This is a genomic window from Halomonas sp. M4R1S46 (genome assembly GCF_025725685.1).
Classification (GTDB): domain Bacteria; phylum Pseudomonadota; class Gammaproteobacteria; order Pseudomonadales; family Halomonadaceae; genus Halomonas.
Map to the genome: position 1 here is coordinate 583,697 of NZ_CP107008.1, position 21,622 is coordinate 605,318.

Annotated in this window: 21 protein-coding genes and 1 pseudogene; 13 read left to right on the plus strand and 9 right to left on the minus strand. The window is 66.8% G+C overall.

Features of this window, described 5'->3' with window-relative positions:
- Positions 1-11 precede the first annotated feature (11 nt).
- From OCT48_RS02750 to OCT48_RS02765, 4 genes are all read left to right on the plus strand, one after another.
- A complete protein-coding gene (locus OCT48_RS02750; RefSeq protein WP_263591222.1) occupies positions 12-1,739 on the plus strand; it encodes an alkaline phosphatase D family protein in 1,728 nt (575 codons plus the stop codon).
- A 14-nt stretch (positions 1,740-1,753) separates the two neighbouring features.
- Positions 1,754-2,356, plus strand: a complete 603-nt coding sequence (locus OCT48_RS02755) for a hypothetical protein (RefSeq protein ID WP_263591223.1) — start codon at positions 1,754-1,756, stop codon at positions 2,354-2,356.
- The gene (locus OCT48_RS02760; RefSeq protein ID WP_263591224.1) at positions 2,353-3,927 is read left to right on the plus strand and encodes a GMC oxidoreductase; all 1,575 of its coding nucleotides are present in this window, start codon (positions 2,353-2,355) and stop codon (positions 3,925-3,927) included. Before OCT48_RS02755 ends, OCT48_RS02760 begins: the two co-directional genes overlap by 4 nt.
- A 73-nt stretch (positions 3,928-4,000) precedes the next feature.
- Positions 4,001-5,113: an alpha/beta hydrolase gene (locus OCT48_RS02765; RefSeq protein WP_263591225.1), complete on the plus strand. Its 1,113-nt coding sequence runs from the start codon at positions 4,001-4,003 to the stop codon at positions 5,111-5,113.
- On the opposite strand, the gene OCT48_RS02770 is transcribed toward OCT48_RS02765, so the two are convergent.
- From OCT48_RS02770 to OCT48_RS02785, 4 genes are all read right to left on the minus strand, one after another.
- Positions 5,110-6,177: an AbrB family transcriptional regulator gene (locus OCT48_RS02770; protein ID WP_263591226.1), complete on the minus strand. Its 1,068-nt coding sequence runs from the start codon at positions 6,175-6,177 to the stop codon at positions 5,110-5,112. The two genes, OCT48_RS02765 and OCT48_RS02770, sit on opposite strands and share 4 nt — an antisense overlap.
- Positions 6,178-6,239: 62 nt before the next feature.
- A complete protein-coding gene (locus OCT48_RS02775) occupies positions 6,240-7,757 on the minus strand; it encodes a tripartite tricarboxylate transporter permease (protein ID WP_263591227.1) in 1,518 nt (505 codons plus the stop codon).
- Positions 7,758-7,769: 12 nt separating this feature from the next.
- Positions 7,770-8,231, minus strand: coding sequence for a tripartite tricarboxylate transporter TctB family protein (locus OCT48_RS02780; RefSeq protein WP_263591228.1), 462 nt, complete (start codon positions 8,229-8,231; stop codon positions 7,770-7,772).
- Positions 8,228-9,208: a Bug family tripartite tricarboxylate transporter substrate binding protein gene (locus tag OCT48_RS02785; protein ID WP_263591229.1), complete on the minus strand. Its 981-nt coding sequence runs from the start codon at positions 9,206-9,208 to the stop codon at positions 8,228-8,230. The genes OCT48_RS02780 and OCT48_RS02785 overlap by 4 nt, the downstream gene beginning before the upstream one ends.
- A gap of 136 nt (positions 9,209-9,344) precedes the next feature.
- On the opposite strand from OCT48_RS02785, the gene OCT48_RS02790 reads away from it, so the two are divergent.
- The 3 genes from OCT48_RS02790 to OCT48_RS02800 are packed head-to-tail and all read left to right on the plus strand — an operon-like array spanning position 9,345 to position 12,465.
- Entirely contained in the window at positions 9,345-10,013 is a 669-nt protein-coding gene (locus OCT48_RS02790; RefSeq protein ID WP_263591230.1) for a response regulator, read from the plus strand.
- Positions 10,010-11,413 (plus strand): sensor histidine kinase, encoded by a 1,404-nt coding sequence (locus tag OCT48_RS02795; RefSeq protein ID WP_263591231.1) that lies wholly within the window; start codon positions 10,010-10,012, stop codon positions 11,411-11,413. Before OCT48_RS02790 ends, OCT48_RS02795 begins: the two co-directional genes overlap by 4 nt.
- Positions 11,410-12,465: an ABC transporter substrate-binding protein gene (locus tag OCT48_RS02800; protein WP_263591232.1), complete on the plus strand. Its 1,056-nt coding sequence runs from the start codon at positions 11,410-11,412 to the stop codon at positions 12,463-12,465. Before OCT48_RS02795 ends, OCT48_RS02800 begins: the two co-directional genes overlap by 4 nt.
- 47 nt (positions 12,466-12,512) lie before the next feature.
- On the opposite strand, the pseudogene OCT48_RS02805 reads toward OCT48_RS02800, so the two are convergent.
- The 3 genes and pseudogenes from OCT48_RS02805 to OCT48_RS02815 all read right to left on the minus strand — a co-directional run.
- A pseudogene (locus tag OCT48_RS02805) lies at positions 12,513-12,635 on the minus strand (exodeoxyribonuclease VII large subunit); the annotation flags it as partial.
- Positions 12,636-12,761: 126 nt separating this feature from the next.
- Positions 12,762-13,373, minus strand: coding sequence for a PRC-barrel domain-containing protein (locus OCT48_RS02810; protein ID WP_263591234.1), 612 nt, complete (start codon positions 13,371-13,373; stop codon positions 12,762-12,764).
- 41 nt (positions 13,374-13,414) lie between these two features.
- Entirely contained in the window at positions 13,415-13,612 is a 198-nt protein-coding gene (locus OCT48_RS02815) for a CsbD family protein (RefSeq protein ID WP_263591235.1), read from the minus strand.
- Positions 13,613-13,844: 232 nt separating this feature from the next.
- Between OCT48_RS02815 and guaB the strand changes: the two genes are divergently transcribed.
- The 6 genes from guaB to OCT48_RS02845 all read left to right on the plus strand — a co-directional run bounded on the left by guaB (position 13,845) and on the right by OCT48_RS02845 (position 19,964).
- Positions 13,845-15,314 carry an IMP dehydrogenase gene (gene guaB / locus OCT48_RS02820; RefSeq protein ID WP_263591236.1) on the plus strand — a complete coding sequence of 490 codons (1,470 nt, stop codon included), beginning with the start codon at positions 13,845-13,847 and terminating at the stop codon, positions 15,312-15,314.
- A gap of 95 nt (positions 15,315-15,409) precedes the next feature.
- Positions 15,410-16,987, plus strand: coding sequence for a glutamine-hydrolyzing GMP synthase (gene guaA, locus OCT48_RS02825; protein ID WP_263591237.1), 1,578 nt, complete (start codon positions 15,410-15,412; stop codon positions 16,985-16,987).
- 134 nt (positions 16,988-17,121) lie between these two features.
- A complete protein-coding gene (locus OCT48_RS02830) occupies positions 17,122-17,910 on the plus strand; it encodes a hypothetical protein (protein ID WP_263591238.1) in 789 nt (262 codons plus the stop codon).
- A 258-nt stretch (positions 17,911-18,168) separates the two neighbouring features.
- Positions 18,169-18,687, plus strand: coding sequence for a hypothetical protein (locus OCT48_RS02835; RefSeq protein ID WP_263591239.1), 519 nt, complete (start codon positions 18,169-18,171; stop codon positions 18,685-18,687).
- Positions 18,688-18,901: 214 nt separating this feature from the next.
- Positions 18,902-19,210, plus strand: coding sequence for a hypothetical protein (locus OCT48_RS02840; RefSeq protein ID WP_263591240.1), 309 nt, complete (start codon positions 18,902-18,904; stop codon positions 19,208-19,210).
- A gap of 31 nt (positions 19,211-19,241) precedes the next feature.
- Positions 19,242-19,964 (plus strand): IS4 family transposase, encoded by a 723-nt coding sequence (locus OCT48_RS02845; protein ID WP_263591241.1) that lies wholly within the window; start codon positions 19,242-19,244, stop codon positions 19,962-19,964.
- 223 nt (positions 19,965-20,187) lie between these two features.
- Here OCT48_RS02845 and OCT48_RS02850 read toward each other — a convergent pair whose 3' ends face one another.
- A complete protein-coding gene (locus tag OCT48_RS02850; protein ID WP_263591242.1) occupies positions 20,188-20,796 on the minus strand; it encodes a hypothetical protein in 609 nt (202 codons plus the stop codon).
- Position 20,797: 1 nt separating this feature from the next.
- Entirely contained in the window at positions 20,798-21,622 is an 825-nt protein-coding gene (locus OCT48_RS02855; protein ID WP_263591243.1) for a PAAR domain-containing protein, read from the minus strand.

The following is a 21,622-nucleotide window of genomic DNA, read 5'->3' on the forward strand; positions in this document are numbered from 1 at the left end:
GGAGGGCCGTCATGTCGGGACTACGCGCGCCTCAGCTCGGGCCCCTCATCGGGCACACCACTCACGATCGCTGCCGGATCTGGGTCCGCGGCCGTTCCCCTCGGGACGAGGGGCCCCACCTCGGCGCGGAGATGCGCACCGTCGGCCTGCTGGGGGTGTTCAAGGGCGGCAGGCTCCAGGTCGACGAGGCCACGGGCCGGCCCCTCGCCTACTACTTCCGCCTGCATCGCGAGTTCGATCGCACCGGCACCTTCGTGCTCGGCCAGGAGGCGAGCCTCGGCGGCCGGGACGGCCCCGGGCCCTTCCCGCTGGCGCCGGACACCGACTACCGGGTGCGCGTGGCCACCCTGACCGTCGACGACCCCCTGCCGGACGCCGAGTCGCTCAGCGATGCGGACCTGGCCGAGCGCCTGCCACCGCTCGCCAGCATGGGGGAGCTGCTCGAGGAGCTCGACCCGGCGGACTGCGAGGCCCGGTTCCGCACCTTCCCCGACCCCGCCGCCGGCCCGGCGGACGAGCTGAGCTTCCTGATCGGCTCCTGTCGCTACCCGGGCCTGCTGTGGAAGGTGAAGGAGGCGGATCGCATCTTCTCCCCCATGGCGGCGCACTTCCAGCGCCCGGGCGGGCGCAAGCGGGCGCGCTTCACGCTGATGATGGGCGACCAGGTCTACGCCGATAAATTCAACCGCCACCTGCCCATCGGCCGGGCCGATACCTTCGAGGAGATGCAGTCGCGCTACCACGAGGCCTTCGGCGCCCCCAACATGCGCCGCCTGCTGCGCCAGTCGCCGGTCTACATGATCCTCGACGACCACGAGATCGAGGACAACTGGAGCCAGGACCGGCTGCGCGACGACCACCACCTCTTCAACATCGCCATCGGCGCCTACATGAGCTACCAGTGGAGCCACGGGCCGCGCAGCTTCGGCCGTCGGCTCTACTACCGCTTCGAGTGCGCCGGCTACCCCTTCTTCGTGGTCGACACCCGCACCCAGCGCTATCGCCAGCGGGCGGGGCTGCGCGACAACCACCTGCTGGGCCGCCCCAGCCTCGACGCCGATCCCGAGCACGCCAGCCAGCTCGACCGGCTGCGCGACTGGCTGAGCGAGCAGCAGCGCGAGCGCGGCAACGTGCCCAAGTTCCTGGTCACTTCCAGCGTCTTCGCCCCCGGCCCCATCGACGAGCGCCTCGACCCCCACCTGGAGGATGACCCCGGCGAGGACGCGGAGGACTGGCTCTACGAGGTCAACCGCGCGCAGCGCGAGCGCAGCGACAGCTGGCCGGCCTACCCCAGTACCCGCCGCGCGATCCTCGAGCACATCCACGACGCGGGCATCCAGAACGTGGTCTTCCTGAGCGGCGACGTGCACTGCGCCAACATCGCCCGACTGCGCTTCCAGACCGAGCAGGGCGACCTCGACCTGGTCGCCTACGACGTCACCTCCTCGGCGCTCTACTGGCCCTTCCCCTTCGCCGACGGCGACCCCAACGGCTTCGTCCACGACTCCGCCGAGGAGGGCCAGTTCGACGGCTTCCCGTTGCCCGGGCGCGACGCGGTGGTGCACTACCGGGCCTGGGGCTTCAGCCAGGAGGACAACTTCTGCCGCCTCGAGCTCGACAAGGCCCGCCATCGGCTGCGCGTGCGGGTGATCGGTGCCGAGGGCGAGCCAGTGAGGGTGACCGATGCCGGCGGCCGACTGGTGGAAGCCAACGACCTGCCGCTGGCGCCCTGGGACTGAGGGAGGATGACACCATGAGCGCGGGTATCGCTTTCGAGGAGACCATGCAGGGCGCCTTCGCCCTGGGCGAGACGGACCCGGATGCCGGGGCCGCCGCGGGGCGCCACGCCGGCACCCGGCTGGCCATGCACGCCGAGGTGGCCATCGACGACCTGGCGGCTTTCGTGGCCGACCCCGAGCATCCGGGGCGGCTCTCGGGGCGGGTGGACTTCCCGCCCCTGGGGGTCGACCTGGCCGCCCCCTCCGGCGTCTTCCGGCTGTTCTCGCAGGCCCGGGTGGACGGCACCGGCCGGCGCATGGTCTACGAGCTGGGCTTCACCGCCGACGGGGCCGCTCACTACCTGGCCGGGGAGAAGCGCCTCCACGACGATCCCGGCCCGGACCTGTGGCGCGACACTACCACCCTCTACGCCCGGCTGCACCGGGGCGAGGACGCCGGCGGCGAGGTGGTCGGCGCCGGTGTCCTGGAGCTCGGCGTGCCCCAGCTGACGGCGCTGCTGTCGACGCTGCGGGTCACCGGCGACGGCGACGCTCGTACCCTGGCCACCTTCGGTGGCTTCTTCTTCGGCGAGCTCTGGGACCTCTATGCGCCCCTGGCGCGGGGAGGCCGACCATGACCCCGACCCAGGATGCCATCGTCATCGGCTCGGGCTTCGGCGGCTCGGTGGCGGCCTGCCGCCTGGCCGAGGCCGGCGAGCGAGTGCTGGTGCTGGAACGTGGCCGGCGCTGGGCCTCCGAGGACCTGCCCCGTGGCCCCGGCGACGACTGGGTCTTCGACGTGGAGGACCCGGAGCGTCGCCACGGCTGGCTGGACCTGCGGCTCTTCCCCCGGGTCGGGGTGGCCCAGGGCGCCGGGGTCGGCGGTGGCTCGCTGGTCTACGCCAACGTCTTCGTCGAGGCCGAGCGCTTCGTCTTCGATCACGGCTGGCCGGAGCAGATCGATTTCGCCGCCCTGGCGCCGCACTACGCCACCACGGGGCGCATGCTCGAGGTCCAGACCCTGCCCGATGGCCAGCTCACCGCCCGCCAGCGGCTGATGCACGACGCCGCCCTGGCCACCGGCGCCGCCGAACACTTCCGCCGGCTGCCGCTGGCGCTGCGCTTCGACGACGCCTGGCACTACGGCCTCGACGATCCCCACGACCCGCGCCACAGCCGGGCCGTGACCAACGCCTTCGGTCGCGCCCAGGGCACCTGCGTGCACTGCGGCGACTGCGACCTGGGCTGCCCGGTGGGCGCCCGCAACACCCTGGACCTCAACTACCTGGCCCGGGCCGAGGACCGGGGCGCCGAGATCCGCCCGCTGTGCCTGGTGCGGGCCATCGAGCCGGAAGGGCAGGGCTACCGGGTGCATTACCGGCGCCTGGACGGCGGCGGCGAGGCCAGCGAGACCGCCCGGCGGGTGGTGGTGGCCGCGGGCTCGCTGGGCTCCACCGAGCTGCTGCTGCGCTGCCGGGACCAGTACCGTACCCTGCCGGCGCTGTCGCCCCGGCTCGGCCGCGGCTGGTGCGCCAACGGCGACTTCCTGACCCCGGCGCTCTATGCCGACCGCGAGGTGTCGCCGACCCGGGGCCCGACCATCACCTGCGCCATCGACTACCTGGACGGCCGCGACCGCGGCGAGCGCTACTTCGTCGAGGACGGCGGCTTTCCCGACGTCATCGGCAACGCCCTGCGCGCCGTGCTCGAGCGCCAGGCCGCCGGCGAGCGGCTCTTCGAGGGCTGGCGGCTGCTGCTCGAGAGCCTGCTGCAGGGCCATGACCCCCACGCCCACCTGATGCCCTGGTTCGGCCAGGGCGTGGACGCCAGCGACGGGGTGATGCGCCTGGAGCGTGCCTGGCTCGGTCGCGACCTGGAGCTCGCCCTGGACTACGATGTGCGCCGTTCGCGACCTACCGTCCAGGCGCTGATCGACCGTCACAAGCGCCTCTCCGAGGCCACCGGCGGACGGGCGCTGGAGCCGCCGTCCTGGACGCTGTTCGACTACCTGCTCACCCCGCACCCGCTGGGCGGCTGCAACATGGGCACCAGCGCCGCGGACGGCGTGGTGGATCACAAGGGCGAGGCGTTCGGCTATCCGGGGCTGCACGTGCTGGACGGCGCCATCGTGCCCCGGGCCCTGGGGCTCAACCCCTCGCGGACCATCGCCGCCCTGGCCGAGCGGGCGATGGCCGAGATACTGGCCTAGGGCGAGGGGCGAGGGGCGAGGGGCGAGGGGCGAGGGGCGAGGGGCGAGGCAGAGCGACCGGAAGGAGGGCACCATGTCACGCGAGATCCCGCTCTACACCCTGGAAGGCGTCCGCGACGCCGAGACCAGCACCCACCACTTCACCACCGGGGACGGCCTGGGGCTGTCGTTGCTGCGCTTCCGCCGGGCGCCGTGCCGCGACGTGGTGGTGATCATCCACGGCCTGACCACCTCCTCGGACATGTTCATCCAGCCCGAGCACGAGAACCTGGTCAGCCACCTGCTGGACGCGGGCTTCACCGACGTCTGGACCCTGGACTTCCGCATGAGCAACCGCCATGCCTACAACCTCCAGCCCAGCGACTGGTCGATGGACGACTGCGCCCTCTACGACCACCCGGCGGCCATCGCCAAGGTCCGCGAGGTGGCCGGCCCCGACGTGAACCTCCACGTCATCTGCCACTGCCTGGGGGCCATGAGCTTCACCATGGCGCTGTTCGCCGGCACCGTCACCGGCATCCGCTCCTGCATCGCCAACAGCGTGGCGCTGACGCCGCACGTGCCCACCTGGTCGCGGATCAAGGGCCACATCTTCCCCTTCATCATCGAGCGCATCCTCCAGCAGCCCTACGTGAGCCCGCGCTGGAGCGAGGACCCGCGGCTGACCGTGGGCAAGCTGCTCTCGAAGCTGGTCTCGCTCTTCCACCGCGAGTGCGACGTGCCCGCCTGCCACATGCTCTCGCTGATGTGGGGCACCGGCTGGCCGGCGCTCTACCGCCACGAGAACCTCGACGAGATCACCCACCGCCGCGGCGGCGACCTCTACGGCCCGGTGGGGCTCAACTACCACAAGCACGTGCTGAAGATGCTGGGGCGCGGCCATCGCACGGTGCGCATGAGGCCCGGTGACCCGCGCTACGCCGACCTGCCCGACGACTACCTCGCCGGCGCCGAGGCCGTGGAGACGCCCTGCCTGTTCATGACCGGCGACACCAACCGGGTCTTCACCGACAGCAACCTCCACTGCCACCGGGCCCTGGAAGCGGTGGTGCCCGGGCGTCACCAACTGGCGATCTTTCCGGGCTACGGCCACCAGGACGTCTTCATGGGCAACCGGGTCCACCAGGACATCTTCCCGCGGCTGGTGGAATTCCTTCGCGAGCAGGGGCAGGCAGCGTCGCGCTAGCCGGCCGGACGCTCGAGTGCCCGCAGCAGCACCGGCATCAGCAGGATCAGCACTGTGATGCGCAGCAGGTGGTGCGAGGTGACGAAGGCCGGGTCGATGCCCAGCGACAGCGCGACCAGGCTCAGCTCGGGCGCCCCACCCGGCATGTAGGCGAGCAGCGCCGCGGGCAGCGACACCCCCGTCGCGGCGTGGATGGCCCAGGCGGCGAGGATGGCGATGGCCAGCAGGCCCAGCGCCTGCAGTCCGGCCATCACCAGGGTATGGCCCACCTTGGCCAGCGAGGTCCCCGTGAAGCGCACCCCCACCGAGACGCCGATGATCACCTGGGCCAGGGCGATCAGCGTCGGCGGGATGGCGGCATGGGTCAGCCCCGTCAGGTGCAGCCCCGCCGAGACCAGCGCCGGGCCGAACAGCAAGGCGTTGGGCAGGCGCAGCCGGAGCCCCAGCCAGGCGCCCAGCACGCCGGCGCCGGCCAGCCAGGTGGTGTCCGCCGGGCCGGGCAGCCACAGCCACTGGGCCAGGTCCATGCCGGTGGGCTGCAGGCTGACATGGCCGATGCCGTCGAGCACCGGCGGGATGGCCACCAGCAGCACCAGGATGCGCACCGCATGGGTCATGCCGACCACCCGCAGGTCGGCGTTCGAGTCCAGCGCCATGCCGGTGACCGCCGAGACGCCACCGGGTACCCCGGCATAGAGGGCGGTGTCCAGCGAGTGGCCGGCGACCCGCCGCGAGAACCACACCGAGAAGGCCATCATCACCGCCGTGGCCAGCAGCATCGCGCTCAGGCTGGCGCCCCACAGCGGCAGGTCGCCGGACATCTCCGGGGTGAAGGCCGCGCCCAGCATCACCCCGATCACCACCAGCACGCCCTTGCGGCCGCGACCCGGCGAGCGCAGCCGGGCGCCGGCGAGGCTCGCCAGGGTGGTGGCGAACATCGCGCCGAGCAGCCAGGGCAGCGGCACGTCGAGCCCGTAGGCGAGGGCGCCGCCGACCAGCCCCAGGGCCAGCGTCGGCAGGAAGCGGCCCAGGGCGGCCAGCCGGGTGGTGAGGGTATCGTTCAAACTGCCGTGACCTCCTGTCGGGTGGTCGGGCCGGCGCGGGGCGGCAGGCCCGGGGAAGGGGCTCAGTGGTGCCCGGTATTCTCGCGCGGCGCCCGGCGCGATAACAGCCTCGGCAGCAGCCAGGGCAGCACCAGCAGCGCGGCGGCGGCGAGCCACAGCCCCAGCGAGATGCCGGACTGCCAGAGGATGCCGACGTCGCCGCCGCTGATCGACAGCGCCCGGCGCAGGTTCTGCTCCATCAGCCCGCCGAGCACGTAGCCGAGGATCACCGGGGCCAGCGAGAAGCCCAGCTTGCGCAGCAGGTAGCCGAACACGCCGATGATCAGCATCAGGTAGATGGCGGTGAGGTCGGAGTGCAGCTGGTAGACGCCGACGAAGGCCAGGATGGCGATGGCCGGCACCAGCACCCAGCGCGGGATGGTCAGCACCCGGGCGAACACGCCGGCCAGCGGCAGGTTGAGCGCCAGCAGTACGATGTTGCCGATGTACAGCGAGGCGATCAGGCCGCCGGCCACCTCGGGACGCTCGGTGAACATCATCGGCCCCGGGGTGATGTTGTAGAGCATCAACGCCCCGAGCAGCACGGCGGTGGTGCCGGAGCCGGGGATGCCCAGCGTCAGCATGGGCACGAAGGAACCCGCCGCCGAGGCGTTGTTGGCCGCCTCCGGGGCCGCCAGGCCTCGCATGTCGCCCTTGCCGAAGGTGCCCTCCTTGTCGGAGAGGCGCTTCTCGGTGGTGTAGGAGACCGCGCCGGCCACCGAGGCGCCGGTGCCCGGCAGCACGCCGATGATGAAGCCGAGCAGCCCCGAGCGGCCCATGGCGCCCTTGCAGTAGAGCACCTCCTTGAGGCTGACGAAGACCCGGCCCAGCGGCGGCATCTCGGTGTCGCCATCGCGGCGGTGGGCATGCTCCAGCATCAGCAGGATCTCGCTGATCGCGAACAGGCCGATGATCATCACCACGAAGTCGATGCCGTCGTAGAGTTCGGGCATGCCGAAGGTGAAGCGCATCACCCCGGTGCCGCTGTCCACGCCCACGGTGGCGATCAGCACGCCGAGCACCGCGCCGATGGCGGTCTTGACCGGGTCCTTGCCCATCATCACCGACATCGACGAGAAGGCGAAGACCATCAGCGCGAAGAACTCGGCCGGGCCGAACATCACCGCCACCTCGGCGAGCAGCGGCGCGAACAGCGTCAGGCCGAGGATGGCGATGGTCGCGCCGACGAAGGAGCTCACCGCCGAGAGGCCCAGGGCCGGGCCGGCCAGGCCCTTCCTGGCCAGCGGGTGGCCGTCGAGGGTGGTCATCACCGCGCCGGCGTCGCCGGGCACGTTGAGCAGGATGCTCGACATGCGCCCGCCGTACTCGGCGCCGGTATAGATGCCGGCCAGCAGGATCAGCGCCGACTCCGCCGGCAGGCCCAGGGTATAGGCCAGCGGCATCAGGATGGCGATGCCGTTGATCGGCCCGATGCCCGGCAGCGCCCCGAACAGGGTGCCGAGCAGCGCGCCGAGGAAGGCCAGTCCCAGGTTCAGCGGGCTCAGCGCGACGCCGAAGCCCTCGATCAGGAAATCAAACATGGTGGCGGTCCTCTAGAGGATGGCGGCGAGCCAGTACCCGGTGGGCAGGCCGATGCCGAGCCCTTCGGTGAACAGGACGTAGCTGCCGGCCGACAGCAGCACCCCGCTGAGCAGCGCCTTGCCCCAGCCGGCGCCGAACAGCCGTGCCAGGGCCGCCACCACCAGCAGCGAGGTGGGAATGAAGCCCAGGCGGGTGAACAGCATGGCGTAGGCCAGCAACAGCCCCAGCACCACCAGCAGCCGCAGGGCCAGGGCGCGGTGGGGCCAATGGCCGTCGGCGCCGGGCTTGAGCACCAGCACCAGCGACAGGCCGGCGAGCAGGATCGAAAGGCCCAGCGGAAACGCCCGGGGGCCCACGGGCTCGTAGCTGAAGGGAACGTCGAGGTGGATGGCCTGGACGGCGACGAACGCCGCCAGGCCGATCAGCACGATCCCCAACAGCCGGTCGGCGACCGGCTTGGCGAGATCGCTCATTTCAGGCCCACCTCCTCGGCCAGGGAGCGGAAGTCGGCGACCTGGGCCTTCACGTAGCCGTCGAAGTCGTCACCGAAGCGCGACATGGCGAACAGGCCGCGGGCCTCGCGCAGCTCGGCGAACTCGGGGTCCTCGGCCAGGGCCTGCATGCGCTCCACCCAGGCGTCGTAGGCCGCGTCGCTGACCTCGGGGCCCATGTAGTAGCCGCGCCAGATCGGCCACTGGACGTCATAGCCCTGCTCGGCGGCGGTGGGGATCTCGGCATAGGGCCCGCCCATGCGCTGCTCGGAGAGGGCGGCCAGCACGCGGATCTTGCCGCTCTCCAGCTGGGACTTGAGCTCGGAGAGGTCGCCGGTGAACACCTGGATATGGTCGCCGAGCAGCGCGGCCAGCGCCTCGCCGCCGCCCTCGAAGGCCACGTAGCGCAGCTGGCGCGGGTCGATGTCGCCGGCCTTGGCGGTCAGCGCGGCCTTCATCCAGTCCTGGCTGCCCACCGTGCCGCCGGCGCCGAAGGCGATCTCGCCGGGAGCGTCCTGGAGGTCGGCCATCAGCTCATCCAGCGACTGCCAGGGGGCGTCGGCGCTGACCACGATGGCGCCGTAGTCGACGCCCAGGGCGCCCAGCCAGCGCACCTCGTCGGCGTCGTACTGGCCGAACTTGCCGAGCGCCAGGTTGACCGCCGCGCCGGTGCTGGCGGCGACGATCAGGTTCTCGTCGTCGCTGCGCACGCCGTTGACGTGGTTGTAGGCCACGGCGCCGATGCCGCCGGGCATGTAGGTCACCATCATCGGCGCGTCGATCCGCCCGGTCTCCTGCAGGCCGTTGGCCGCCAGGCGGCAGGTCAGGTCGTAGCCGCCGCCGGGCTTGGCGGGGGCGATGCACTCGGTGTCGCCGGCGGCCTGGGCCTGGCCGGCGAACAGGGCGCCGCCGAGCAGGGCGATGCCGGAGGCGTGGCGGATGGCCGTGTTGATCTTCATGACGAACTCCTGTTCTCTTGTTCTACGGGGCGGGCAAGGGCCTCGCCCGCCATCTCGTGATGGCCAGGGCGATGCTAGGGCCGCCACCTTTCATCAACCTGTCACCTTCCCTGTCACCCCCTGAGACATTGGTCGTATGCGCCTGCTGGTCATCGAGGACGATCCGCTGATCGCCCGCTCCCTGGAGCAGGCGCTGTCCCCCCTGGGCAATACCGTCGAGGTGTTCGGCACCCACGCCGAGGCCAGGGCCGCCCTGCGCCACGACCGCTTCGACCTGGTGCTGCTCGACCTCGGGTTGCCCGACGGCGACGGCCTCGAGCTGCTCGCCGCGCTGCGCGACCGCGGCGACACCACCCCGGTGCTGATCCTCACCGCCCGGGACGCCATCGACGACCGGGTCAGCGGCCTCGACCACGGTGCCGACGACTACCTGGCCAAGCCGTTCTCGCTCGCCGAGCTGGAGGCCCGGGTGCGGGCCCTGCTGCGGCGCAGCCAGCAGCGCAGCGACAACCGGCTGCGCTACGGGCGCCTGGCCTTCGACCCGGCGACGGGCACCGCGACCCTGGACGACACCCCCCTGGCGCTGCCGCGCCGCGAGCTGCTGCTCCTCGAGGGCCTGCTGCTGCACGCCGGCAGCATCGCCCCGCGGGAGGCCCTCGAGCGGCGTCTGTTCGGCTTCGACGAGGTGGGCTCCAACGCCCTGGAGGTCTATGTCAGCCGGCTGCGCAAGCGGCTTTCCGGCACCGGCCTGCAGATCCGCACCTTCCGCGGGCTGGGCTACCGGCTGGAGGACGACGCCGCGTGATCGAGGTGACCGGCTCGCTCAAGCGCCGCCTGGCGGTGTGGCTGCTGGTCACCGTGACCGGCCTGGGGGCGCTGCTGATGGTCGAGGCCTGGATGAGCACCCGCCGGGCCGCCGAGCGGGCCTTCGACAGCCAGCTCGAGGCCGCCGCCCTGACCATCGCCGAGGCCGTGCAGTGGCAGCGGGGCGAGCCGCTGGTGGAAGTGCCGGCGGCGGCCCTGCAGATCCTCGCCACCCGGCACCAGGAGCGGGTCTTCTACGCCGTGCTCGACGCCGCCGGCGAGGCGGTGTCCACCAACCTGCCCTTCGCCATCGAGCCGGCCTGGCGCGAGCGGGTGACCAGCGCGCCCATGGCACTGACCGCCCGGCTCGACGGCGCCGCCTGGCGGCTCTATGGCCGCGAGGTCGATTCGGCGGGCTGGGTCTCCCAGGAGCCGGTGCAGATCTGGGTGGGCCACACCCGGGGCGGTCGGGTGGCGCTGGCCGACGAGCTGTTCGAGCGCACCCTGACCCGCTTCGTGGCCATGGTGCTGCTGGCCGGGGTGCTGATGGCCATGGCCCTGCGGGTGGCGCTCGGGCCGATGCGCCGGCTGCGCCGCCAGCTGCGCCACCGGGGGGCCGACGACATGCGCCCCCTCGACGCCCGGGTACCCGAGGAAATGCGCGAGCTGGCGCAGACCCTCGATCACCTGTTCGCCCGCCAGCGCCAGAGCCGCGAGGCGCTGCTGCGCTTCACCGCCGACGCCAGCCACCAGCTCAAGACGCCGCTGGCCGGGCTGCAGAGCACCAGCGAGCTGGCGCTGCAGAGCGAGGACCCGGCGGACTGGCAGGCGGCGCTGACGGCGGTGCACGAGGGCGCCGGGCGCACCAGCCGCCTGGCCGGCCAGCTGTTGAGCCTGGCTCGCCTGCGCCACCTCGACGAGGCCGGCGAGATCGCTCCCCTGGATCTCGCCGCCGTGCTGCGCGAGACCGTGCTCGACTGGGCCGGGCGCGAGGTGGCACGCCACCACGACCTGGGCCTCGCCGAGCTGCCCGCCGGCCCCCTGTGGGTGCGCGCCGAGGGCTGGGCGATTCGTGAACTGCTCGGCAACCTGATCGACAACGCCCTGCGCTACACGCCGCCGGGCAGCGTGATCACCCTGGGCGTGGCGGCCCACGGCGACGAGGTGGCGCTGTTCGTCGAGGACGACGGCCCGGGCGTGCCCGCCGCGGCCCGCGAGCGCCTGATGCAACCCTTCGAGCGGGGCGGCCGCCAGGACACCGACGGCTCCGGGCTGGGGCTGGCGATCGTCGACTCCATCGCCCGGCGGCTCGGCGGCCGGCTGGTGCTGGGAGGGCGCGAGCCCCACGGCCTGGTGGTGACGCTGCACCTGGCCCGGTGCCAGGGGAGGGACGTGTCATGACCGCCATCCACCGCGGCCGCCGCCTCGCGGGCTGGCTGGCCCTGGGGCTGGCGATGGCGATGGCCCTGGGCGGCCCGGCCCGCGCGCAGTCGACGCCGCTGGTGGTGGAGGCGGCGCTGGACCGCGAGGTGGTCGCGCCGCTGCTGGCCGCCTTCCGCGCCGCCCATCCCGAGATCCGTCTGGACTTCCGCGACCGCTCGACCCTGGAGGTCGACGCCCGCGTCGCCGCGGGGGAGCCGGCGCCGGACGTGGTGATCAGCTCGGCGATGCCCTGGCAGATGGCCCGGGTCAACGAGGGCTACGCACGGCGCCTGGACTCCCCGGCGGCACGGCGCTGGCCGGCCTGGGCCAAGTGGCGCGACGAGGTGTTCGGCTTCACCTTCGAGCCCATCGTCATGGCCTACCGGCTCGACCTCTCGCGGCACATGGTGCCGCCCCAGACCCACGCCGACCTGCATCGCCTGCTGACCACCGAGCCGGCGCGGCTGGCGGGGCGGGTGACCACCTACTCGCCGCTGGAGAGCGGCGTCGGCTACACCCTCTTCCAGCAGGACGCCCGCTACACGCCGCGTTTCTGGGACCTGGTGGCCGGCATGGGCCGGGTCGACGCCCGCCTCGAGGCCAGCACCCGGGCCATGCTCGAGGGCCTGAGCGAGGGGCGCTACTGGCTCGGCTACAACCTGCTGGGCTCCTACGCCATGGTCTGGGCCCAGGACCACCCCGAGGTGATCGTGCAGGTGCCCCAGGACTACTCGCTGGTGATGATGCGCATGGCCTTCATCCACCGCGACGCGCCGCATCCCCAGGCCGCCGAGGCCTTCGTCGACTTCCTGCTCGGCCGCGAGGGCCAGCGGGTGCTGGCCGGCCAGACCCCGCTGTTCAGCGTGCGCCCGGATATCGTCGGGCCCTACACGGCTCAGCGGCTGCGCGACCAGGTGGGCGAGCGGCTCTACCCGATCCCCCTCAACGCCTCGCTGCTGGCCTTCGTCGACCCCCAGCGCCGCGACGCCTTCCTGGCCCGCTGGCGCCGCGAGTTCCGCCGCGACGACTGAGGGCGGCCAGGCCCCGCCACGGCACTCCGTCGCCGCTACGCCTCGCCCGGCCGCGACACTCCCGAGAGTTCGCCCTCGACCCACAGCTCGCCGAAGTCGCGCTCCAGCGTCTGCCGGGCGCGGCGGTTCACTTCGCTGACGGAAAGGGCAGGGGCATCGGGGCGGGACATGGCACTCTCTCATCCTGACGGGGGCGAGCCGCTACTCTATATCATGGCGGCTACCCACCCATGACGCCGAGCCTGGTCGGCTCGGCGTCATGTCATGGCGGTGGGGCGATGGCCCGTCAGCGGAGATCAGGCGTTGTCTTCGGTCGCTTCAGCCTCCTCGGGGACTTCAGTCTCTTCGGGCGCATCAGCCTCCCCGGGGACTGCAGCCTCTTCGGGGACTTCAGTGTCTTCGGGAGGCTCGTGCGTGGGCTCTTCGTCGGGGCTCAGGGCCTCGCGCGTGCTCTGCCAGGCGCTTGCGGCACCCTCGCGGGTACTCTCCCAGGTCTCGCGTGCTTGTTCCCTGGCCTGCTCCCACCAGTCACGGTCATACTCCGGAAACGCTTCCATCTCCTCGGCGGTGGCTTCCACCAGGATGCGGTGCGTGGTAGCGCCAGCCTCCTCCAGCTCGCTTTCGAGCCGGAACTGTTCGGCTTCGACGACCACCTCGCGTCCGCCCAGGCCCAGGACCGCACCACTCTTGACCACGATGGCGGTGACGCGCATGTCGTCATCGAGCAACAGGTTTTCCACGCTACCGACGTCTTCCTCGGGGGCGTCGGCCAGAACGACATCGGAGCCCAGAATGTCATCGGCTGCGTAGAGGCCCTGGGGGGCACTGGGCTCCTCGGCAGCCTGGGCACCGAGGGCGAGGCTTCCAGCCAGGGCCGCAATCGCAACGGTCAGTACGTGCTTGTGCATGGTAGTCCTCCTGTGGCTCGTCGATCGAGTCACAACTCGGGTTAGAGCTTCCTGGCCCATTCATCGGCCTGCTTCTCGGCCTCTTCGCGGGACAGGCCGTACCGCTGCTGCAGCTTGCCGACCAGCTGGTCGCGCTTACCTTCGAGCTGATCCAGCTCGTCATCGGTGAGCTCGCCCCAGCTCGAGCGAGCCTTGCCTTTCAGCTCTGTCCACCTGCCTTCGATCTGGTCCCAGTTCATGTCGACACCCCTTTCCTGAGTGAAACGTTGTATGAGAGAAGCCTTGGTCGCGCCTCTTCATTTTAGTTCACTGCGGTGAACCTGGAATGGTAATACCAGCTTTTCTAATGGGCCGGCTCGTAGGCGGGCTACGCTTCCATGGCCTCTCCCCCGTGACGTGACCCACCCTTGGCCGTTATAATGGTTGATTAACTTCACTCCCCTCCCACCAGCGCACTGGGTGTTGCCGATTATGCTACGTATGGCCCAAGAAGCTCTTACGTTCGATGACGTATTACTCGTACCCGGCTACTCCGAGGTCCTGCCCAAGGACGTCAGCCTCCGGACACGCCTGACCCGCGACCTCTACCTCAACATCCCCCTCGTCTCCGCCGCCATGGATACCGTCACCGAGGCTCGCCTGGCCATCGCCATGGCGCAGGAAGGGGGCATCGGCATCATCCACAAGAACATGACCATCGCGCAGCAGGCCGGCGAGGTGCGCAAGGTCAAGAAGCACGAGAGCGTGATCGTCAAGGACCCGGTCACCGTCGGGCCCAAGGCCAAGCTGGCCGACCTGCTGGCGATGGCCAAGGAATACGGCTTCTCGGGCTTCCCGGTGGTGGAAGGGGAGGCCCTGGTGGGCCTGGTGACCGAGCGCGACATGCGCTTCCAGCCGAACCACGGCGACAGCGTGGCCGACATCATGACGCCCCGCGACAAGCTGGTCACCGTGCCGGTGGGCACTGAGCTTCCCGTGATCAAGGGCAAGATGCAGGAGCATCGCGTCGAGAAGATGCTGGTGGTGGATGACGAGTTCAAGCTGCGCGGCCTGGTCACCTTCCAGGACATCGAGAAGGCGCGCACCTTCCCCCACGCCGCCAAGGACGCCGACGGCCGCCTGCTGGCCGGCGCCGCCGTGGGCACCGGCCCGGAGACGGCGGACCGCATCGCCGCCCTGGCCGAGGCCGGCGTGGATGCCATCATCGTCGACACCGCCCATGGCCACTCCAGGGGCGTGCTCGAGCGCGTGGCCTGGGTGAAGGAGCACTTCCCGCAGATCCAGGTGATCGGCGGCAACATCGCCACCGCCGAAGCCGCCAAGGCCCTGGCCGAGGCCGGCGCCGACGGCGTCAAGGTGGGCATCGGCCCCGGCTCCATCTGTACCACCCGCGTGGTGGCCGGCGTCGGCGTGCCGCAGATCACCGCCGTCTCCAACGTCGCCGAGGCGCTCAAGCCCTACGACGTCCCGCTGATCGCCGACGGCGGCATCCGCTACTCCGGCGACCTGGCCAAGGCCGTGGCGGCCGGCGCCAGCGCGGTGATGGTCGGCGGCCTGCTGGCCGGCACCGAGGAGGCCCCGGGCGAGATCGAGCTCTACCAGGGTCGCACCTACAAGGCCTACCGCGGCATGGGCTCGATGGGCGCCATGGCCCAGAACCAGGGCAGCGCCGACCGCTACTTCCAGGACAAGGACGCCGGCGCCGAGAAGCTGGTGCCGGAAGGCATCGAAGGCCGCGTGCCCTACAAGGGCGTGATGGGCGCCATCGTCCACCAGCTGATGGGCGGCCTGCGCGCCTCCATGGGCTACACCGGCTGCCGCGACGTCGAGGAGATGCGCACCAAGCCGGAGTTCGTGAAGATCACCGGGGCCGGCTTCAACGAGTCCCACGTTCACGACGTGCAGATCACCAAGGAAGCCCCCAACTATCGCGCGGGTTAACTCAAGCTTGAAGCCGGAAGCTTGAAGCTGGAAGTGGCCGCGCCGCTTCCAGCTTTCGCGTTTTCGGCCCTGTTGCTTCCCAAAGGAAAGGCCAGATGACCGACATTCACGCCCACAAGATCCTGATCCTCGACTTCGGCTCCCAGTACACCCAGCTCATCGCCCGCCGCGTGCGCGAGATCGGCGTGTACTCCGAGATCCGCGCCTTCGACATCACCGAGGCCGAGATCCGCGAGTACCGGCCCAACGGCATCATCCTCGCCGGCGGCCCGGAATCCGTCACCGAGCTGGGCTCGCCCCGCGCCCCGCAGTGCGTGTTCGAGCTGGGCCTGCCGGTGTTCGGCATCTGCTACGGCATGCAGACCATGGCCGAGCAGCTCGGCGGCGCCGTGGAGGGCTCCCACAAGCGCGAGTTCGGCTACGCCCAGGTGCGCGTCGACGAGGAGACCGCGCTGTTCAAGGACATCGCCGACCACATCGACCACGAGACCGGCAAGAGCCTGCTCGACGTCTGGATGAGCCACGGCGACAAGGTGGCCAGGGTGCCCGACGCCTTCACCGTGACCGCCTCGACCCCCAGCTGCCCGATCGCCGCCATGGCCTGGGAGGAGAAGCGCTTCTACGGGGTGCAGTTCCACCCCGAGGTGACCCATACCCTGCAGGGCCAGCGCATCCTCGAGCACTTCGTGCTCGACGTCTGCGGCAGCGAGCGCAACTGGACCCCGGCACAGATCATCGAGGACCAGATCAGTCGGGTCCGCGAGCAGGTGGGCGACCGCCACGTGCTGCTCGGCCTCTCCGGCGGCGTGGACTCCTCGGTGGTGGCGGCCCTGCTGCACAAGGCCATCGGCGACCAGCTGACCTGCGTGTTCGTCGACAACGGCCTGCTGCGCAAGGCCGAGGGTGACCAGGTGATGGAAACCTTCGCCAAGCACATGGGCGTGCGGGTGATCCGCGTCGACGCCGAGGACCTGTTCCTCGACAAGCTGAAGGGCGAGGCCGACCCCGAGGTCAAGCGCAAGATCATCGGCAACACCTTCATCGACGTGTTCGACAGCGAGGCCGCCAAGATCGAGGGCGTGGACTTCCTGGCCCAGGGCACCATCTACCCGGACGTGATCGAGTCCGCCGCCGCCAAGACCGGCAAGGCGCATGTCATCAAGTCGCACCACAACGTGGGCGGGCTGCCCGAGACCATGAAGCTCAAGCTCGTCGAGCCGCTGCGCGAGCTGTTCAAGGACGAGGTGCGCAAGCTCGGCGTCGAGCTCGGCCTGCCCTACGACATGGTCTACCGCCACCCCTTCCCGGGGCCGGGCCTGGGCGTGCGCATCCTCGGCGAGGTGAAGAAGGAATACGCCGACATCCTGCGCGAGGCCGACGCCATCTTCATCGAGGAGCTGCACAACGCCGACTGGTATCACAAGACCAGCCAGGCCTTCGCCGTCTTCCTGCCGGTGAGGTCCGTGGGCGTGGTCGGCGACGGCCGCCGCTACGAGTGGGTGATCGCCCTGCGCGCCGTGGAGACCATCGACTTCATGACCGCCCGCTGGGCGCACCTGCCCTACGAGCTGCTGGAGAAGGTCTCCAACCGCATCATCAACGAGATCAGCGGCGTCTCCCGCGTCACCTACGACGTGAGCAGCAAGCCGCCGGCTACCATCGAGTGGGAGTGATAACCCTACCCTTCTAACTTATATAGCCTCGGGATGAAGTAACGGGCTCGCCTCTAGGCGAGCCCGTTACTTTAAAGTATTATAATTATACAATTTATTAACTTGAAGTGGTTTTTATGGTAGACGTAGGGCACATGAATTTTTTTAATATAGATCGCTGCGGTCTATATCGAAATGGTGATGAAAAGACATTTGGCTGTGAAGCCACCGAAACTTTTGATTTGATTTTGTCCTGGGTCAAAGGTAGGCCATTTTCTTCTACTATTCCTTGGGATCCTGATAAGTCAAGGTCTAATAAGCCAAAAGCATATTGCAAAGATATTTTTAAATGTGAGGAGACGGGCGATTTTTTCCTGGTTCTTTGGAAATCTGACCCAGGTGGTATGGAAGGGCTTTTAGGTGTTCCTGAAGATGATGCTGGTGGCGGTGGGGAGGTCGTTAAACATAGTGGTAAGCACCGTGGGAAAAAAATGATATGGGGGCGTCCTTGTTATTATTGGATTATCCCAAAATATAATGCGGTGGTTTCTATGAAGTTTGATCATTCTGTGTGTGATGCACAGTTGTTTCAGGATTACGTTTCTTCTTGCGTTAGTAACAGGGTAAGGCATCCTGATCGGGAAAGAGAATATACTGATTGTGGATATGTGAGGATTTTTTATTCGGGAGATGACAGCGTTAGGTATCGTTATTCTTTTTCTGTCTCTCTTAAGTTTATGGAAACCTCAAGTGTCGAGCTTCAAGAACTTTCGAAGAAAGTCACACACATAGTGCGAAGAGAGACTGTTAGGGTTGATTCTCAAGACGCTCGTGCTGAATGGGTGAAAAAGTTTTCTGATTGGGTTCCTTATGTCACAGCAAAATCTAAGGCCAAGTCAAGAAGAGTTGAGGTGAGAGCTGAAGCTAGTCCTTCAGTCGCTTGAGATCAGAGAAATTATAGCGAAAAGTACTCATGAGACTCGCCCTAAAGATAAGTGGGATAATGTTGGCTTTGAGACGGATAAAGGTGTTGTATGGGTGGATCGCTATAGGTTGAAAGACTCAGTTGTTTTTAGTGATCGCGAAGGCGATATAATCACTGCTGAGCAACTGCGTAATAAGGTGAGGGATAATCGGTTTCGGTATTTGAGTAAGTTCATTCCGCGTGATAAAGCCGCTGAAGCTCCAAAGGAGGGGAGGGGATGAAAGCCTGGAAAAAATCACTCCTTTACATTTCTTCATTTCTTTTAGTCTTTTTTTATGCCCAGCATTTTTCTTTGAGTTATAGCTATGTTCAGCTTGAGGGTTACTTGAAGTCGTTGCTTGCTGTGTCGGCTATGGTCTTTACGATTATGGGTATATGGATTGCTTTTTTATACCCCAATGCGTTGAGGAAAATTGTAAATCCATCAAAAGTGGAATACGCTGATTTTGGTGAGTCACTTAGTGAGACGAAAAGGTTGGAAGGTCTGGTGGGTAGTGTCCTTAGATCTTCTTTTGTTGTTGTCGTGATAATGCTTGTTTTTTTGGGTAAGATTCTTTTGCAGCCGGCGTTGATAAATTTTGATGTTGGGTTGGTGAAAAGTATATCTGTCTCCTTGGTGGTTGTTATCACGCTCCTTCAGTTTGAGTCTATATATTATGTAATGTATAGCAATGTTATGTTTATTAATGAGCTGCATAGTAAGAGAGAAGAGCGGGAGGCTGATGAGGATGTTTAATTTATTTTACAAAGGATGGTGGGGTTGACAGGGGGTGGTTGTACTTATAGGGAAGTATCTCATTTTGGTGCGGTATCGCATGGAGCGAAATGAGGGACAGACCCTGACGGATCCCCAAGAAATAGGCAGAAAAATCAGAAGGATATAATTGAAAAGGCCTGCATGGATTGGCATGTTGTTAATCGCCAAACCAACAAGATGCCGAAGGAGACCCATGCAGGCCCCTCGATTCTTGCATACTCTGCTGACGTCATCACTCCCCTCGATCCATGCCAAACGCCTGCAGGCACTACTCGACATGGTGGGGGCCCTGCTGGGGGAGCGCCGCCTGGGCTTGGCCGCCCTGGGGCGTGCCTTGCCAGGACCGGTGGCGACCAAACACACCATCAAGCGGGTCGATCGGTTGCTGGGCAACCCTCATCTGCACCAGGAGCGGCCGCTGTTCTATTGGTTGGTGGCCACCCTGCTGATCGGCCACACGACGCGCCCGCTGATTCTGGTGGACTGGTCACCGGATCGATGATCGCGGCCAACAGTTTCTGCTACGCGCGGCGGTGCCGTTCGCCGGGCGGTCATTGCCGATATTCGAAAAGGTCCACCACAAGGATGGCTGCCAACACTGTGAAGCGTACTTGCTCGCGGCCTTGGCCGAGATCCTGCCGGCCAAGGCAACGCCGATCCTGGTCACCGATGCGGGCTTTCGCAATCCTTGGTTCAAGGCGGTCGAGGCGCGTGGTTGGTACTACGTTGGCCGGGTTCGCAGCCCCACTCGCTGCCAGGTGTCTGGCGACGCGTGGCGGCCAGTGACCGCCTTGTTTCAACAAGCGAGCGCGGTACCGCAAGCGCTGGGTTCCGTCCAGATCGCCGAGAGCAACCCGCTGACCACCCGCATGGTGCTTTATCATCGGCCGCCGAAGGGGCGCAGACATCGCAATAAGCGAGGTCAGGTCTCCCAGGGCGGCCACAGTCGGGCGATGGCCCAGCGCCAGAAGGAGCCCTGGGTGCTGGTCAGCAACCTGCCGGAGCGCTCCTCGCTGGCGGACAAGCTGGTCGCTATCTACCGGCAGCGCATGCAGATTGAAGAAGGCTTCCGTGACATCAAGAGCCCCTTGTTTGGCCTGGGCTTCGGCATGCACCAATCTCGCCAGGGCAAACGCATCGAGATCCTGCTGCTGATCGCGATGCTGGCCGGCCTGCATGTCCGTACAGCGGTCAACAGCGGCGCTACCAGAGCAACAGTATCCGGCACCGGAACGTGCTCTCCGTGTGGCGGTTAGGCCTGGAATGGCTGCGGCGTCATCGTGCCGGTGCGGCTCCTTGGCCCGCCTGGAGAACACTTCGAGCAAGCCTTTGGGAGGAGGTCAGGGGGCAGGCCTTATGCGACGGATAGCCGAAGTTCGTGGGGATCCCTCAGGGACGGACCCCGATTCCCGACCCCGATTCCCCTTTAACATGGTGGATTTACCGGCTGTAGCCACCTTTATCGATGGCCAAGCGCCGCTACCGCATCAACACTTGGTCCACATAGCTTCCATCCTGCAGGCTCTCGATTGTCATTTTGGCCATCTCCGCTTCCATCTCACCCTCGGCCCTTTCCTGCTCAAGATATGCCTCGACCAGCTCTGGAGCAGCCTGGCTGTCAGCCAGGATAGCCGCGCCCACCCAGTTGGCAGGGATTTGGCTGTCTTTACTATGCTGCTCGGCGTAACTTTCCTCGACCGCTGAGTAGCACTCCTTCCCGGTGTCATCACCCTCGACTTCCTCTATCAGCATGCAGCGAAAAAGTGGTAGTGAGTCATTGCTCAGCGCAATGTCGTAAGCGCTTTCCACATCGCGTAGTGCGAGCTTGTAGTTCTGCTGGTAGACGGCGATCTGCGCTCTATTGAGTAGCGCTTCATGGTTGCTGGGATCTGCTTGAAGTGACTGTTCTATCAGATCCTTAGCCCTGTCCAGTCTGTCGCTATTTCCTTCCGCTATGCCGAAGGCGACTTCCTCGTTGGCTTGCCTTTGAAGTTCGACAGAGTCGTCATGAATGTCATTGCTCACGCCTTCCTGGCAGGCCGATACCAGCAAGGCTATTGGTAGGATAAAGAATATCTTCTTCAGCATGCTATTGCTCTACTACCTGAAGGGAAATCGTCTTGCTGGTGCTGGGTGGTATTGGCGTCGCCGATCCTGAACTGGTCTGATAAATAAAAGTGCCTTGGAGATGAAGCGAAAGCGCCTTGCCAGGCTGTGGCTTTGGTAAGGGCAAGGAAGCGTGCCCTATCGGGGTGTACTGTGGATCGTCTGGCCAGGCATTGATGCCGGTGTTCTCCAGAACAGCCGCTTCCAGAAGCTGGTCGCCATCCTTCAGCTCAGCACGCATGTTGAGAACGGCAGTGCCTGAACCCGGGGCCTGGGCTGAGGGTGCCCCACCTCGTGACGAGACATGGAGGGTATTGCCCCTGATAGTGACATGGCTTCGAAAGACATAGCCACCATTGATGCCAACACCCTCCACCGGAAGATAGGCGGGCTGGTTCATGATGACTTCGGTTTCTTCGGCCACATACTCGTATACGGCTTCTGTGTTGTTTCCGGTAAACGAGCTCATGAATGCTTCATCCACGCGCCCGGGTGCATCATCAGCGGTAACACGAGTTTGAGAGGTAGTTGCCTTTGTGCCTGCTGTGGTGGGTGAGCCGGTTGTCACAGTAGACGCTGCTTCGACATGCCCGCCACATGAAGTGGTACTGCCGTGAATGGCGGCTGGAGCACCATCAACCGAATACCAGCCCGCACCAGAGGTGATGGCGGCTCCACAAGAGCTCTTGTCTCCTACCCTGGCAACCGGGATGCCATCGACACTGGCGGTAGAGGCACCTGAGATAATGCTATGTGGCCCTCCTTTACACTGACAGGCAACCCTGTCGCCTACCTTGGCAAGATCCAT

What these genes read in the sequence shown, in the direction of transcription:
- OCT48_RS02750 (WP_263591222.1), top strand. Translation starts at nt 12, where the DNA reads ATGTCGGGACTACGCGCGCCTCAGCTCGGGCCCCTCATCGGGCACACC.
- OCT48_RS02755 (WP_263591223.1), top strand. Translation starts at nt 1,754, where the DNA reads ATGAGCGCGGGTATCGCTTTCGAGGAGACCATGCAGGGCGCCTTCGCC.
- OCT48_RS02760 (WP_263591224.1), top strand. Translation starts at nt 2,353, where the DNA reads ATGACCCCGACCCAGGATGCCATCGTCATCGGCTCGGGCTTCGGCGGC.
- OCT48_RS02765 (WP_263591225.1), top strand. Translation starts at nt 4,001, where the DNA reads ATGTCACGCGAGATCCCGCTCTACACCCTGGAAGGCGTCCGCGACGCC.
- OCT48_RS02775 (WP_263591227.1), bottom strand. Translation starts at nt 7,757, where the DNA reads ATGTTTGATTTCCTGATCGAGGGCTTCGGCGTCGCGCTGAGCCCGCTG.
- OCT48_RS02780 (WP_263591228.1), bottom strand. Translation starts at nt 8,231, where the DNA reads ATGAGCGATCTCGCCAAGCCGGTCGCCGACCGGCTGTTGGGGATCGTG.
- OCT48_RS02785 (WP_263591229.1), bottom strand. Translation starts at nt 9,208, where the DNA reads ATGAAGATCAACACGGCCATCCGCCACGCCTCCGGCATCGCCCTGCTC.
- OCT48_RS02790 (WP_263591230.1), top strand. Translation starts at nt 9,345, where the DNA reads ATGCGCCTGCTGGTCATCGAGGACGATCCGCTGATCGCCCGCTCCCTG.
- OCT48_RS02800 (WP_263591232.1), top strand. Translation starts at nt 11,410, where the DNA reads ATGACCGCCATCCACCGCGGCCGCCGCCTCGCGGGCTGGCTGGCCCTG.
- OCT48_RS02810 (WP_263591234.1), bottom strand. Translation starts at nt 13,373, where the DNA reads ATGCACAAGCACGTACTGACCGTTGCGATTGCGGCCCTGGCTGGAAGC.
- OCT48_RS02815 (WP_263591235.1), bottom strand. Translation starts at nt 13,612, where the DNA reads ATGAACTGGGACCAGATCGAAGGCAGGTGGACAGAGCTGAAAGGCAAG.
- guaB (WP_263591236.1), top strand. Translation starts at nt 13,845, where the DNA reads ATGCTACGTATGGCCCAAGAAGCTCTTACGTTCGATGACGTATTACTC.
- guaA (WP_263591237.1), top strand. Translation starts at nt 15,410, where the DNA reads ATGACCGACATTCACGCCCACAAGATCCTGATCCTCGACTTCGGCTCC.
- OCT48_RS02830 (WP_263591238.1), top strand. Translation starts at nt 17,122, where the DNA reads ATGAATTTTTTTAATATAGATCGCTGCGGTCTATATCGAAATGGTGAT.
- OCT48_RS02835 (WP_263591239.1), top strand. Translation starts at nt 18,169, where the DNA reads ATGAAAGCCTGGAAAAAATCACTCCTTTACATTTCTTCATTTCTTTTA.
- OCT48_RS02840 (WP_263591240.1), top strand. Translation starts at nt 18,902, where the DNA reads ATGCAGGCCCCTCGATTCTTGCATACTCTGCTGACGTCATCACTCCCC.
- OCT48_RS02850 (WP_263591242.1), bottom strand. Translation starts at nt 20,796, where the DNA reads ATGCTGAAGAAGATATTCTTTATCCTACCAATAGCCTTGCTGGTATCG.
- OCT48_RS02855 (WP_263591243.1), bottom strand. Translation starts at nt 21,622, where the DNA reads ATGGATCTTGCCAAGGTAGGCGACAGGGTTGCCTGTCAGTGTAAAGGA.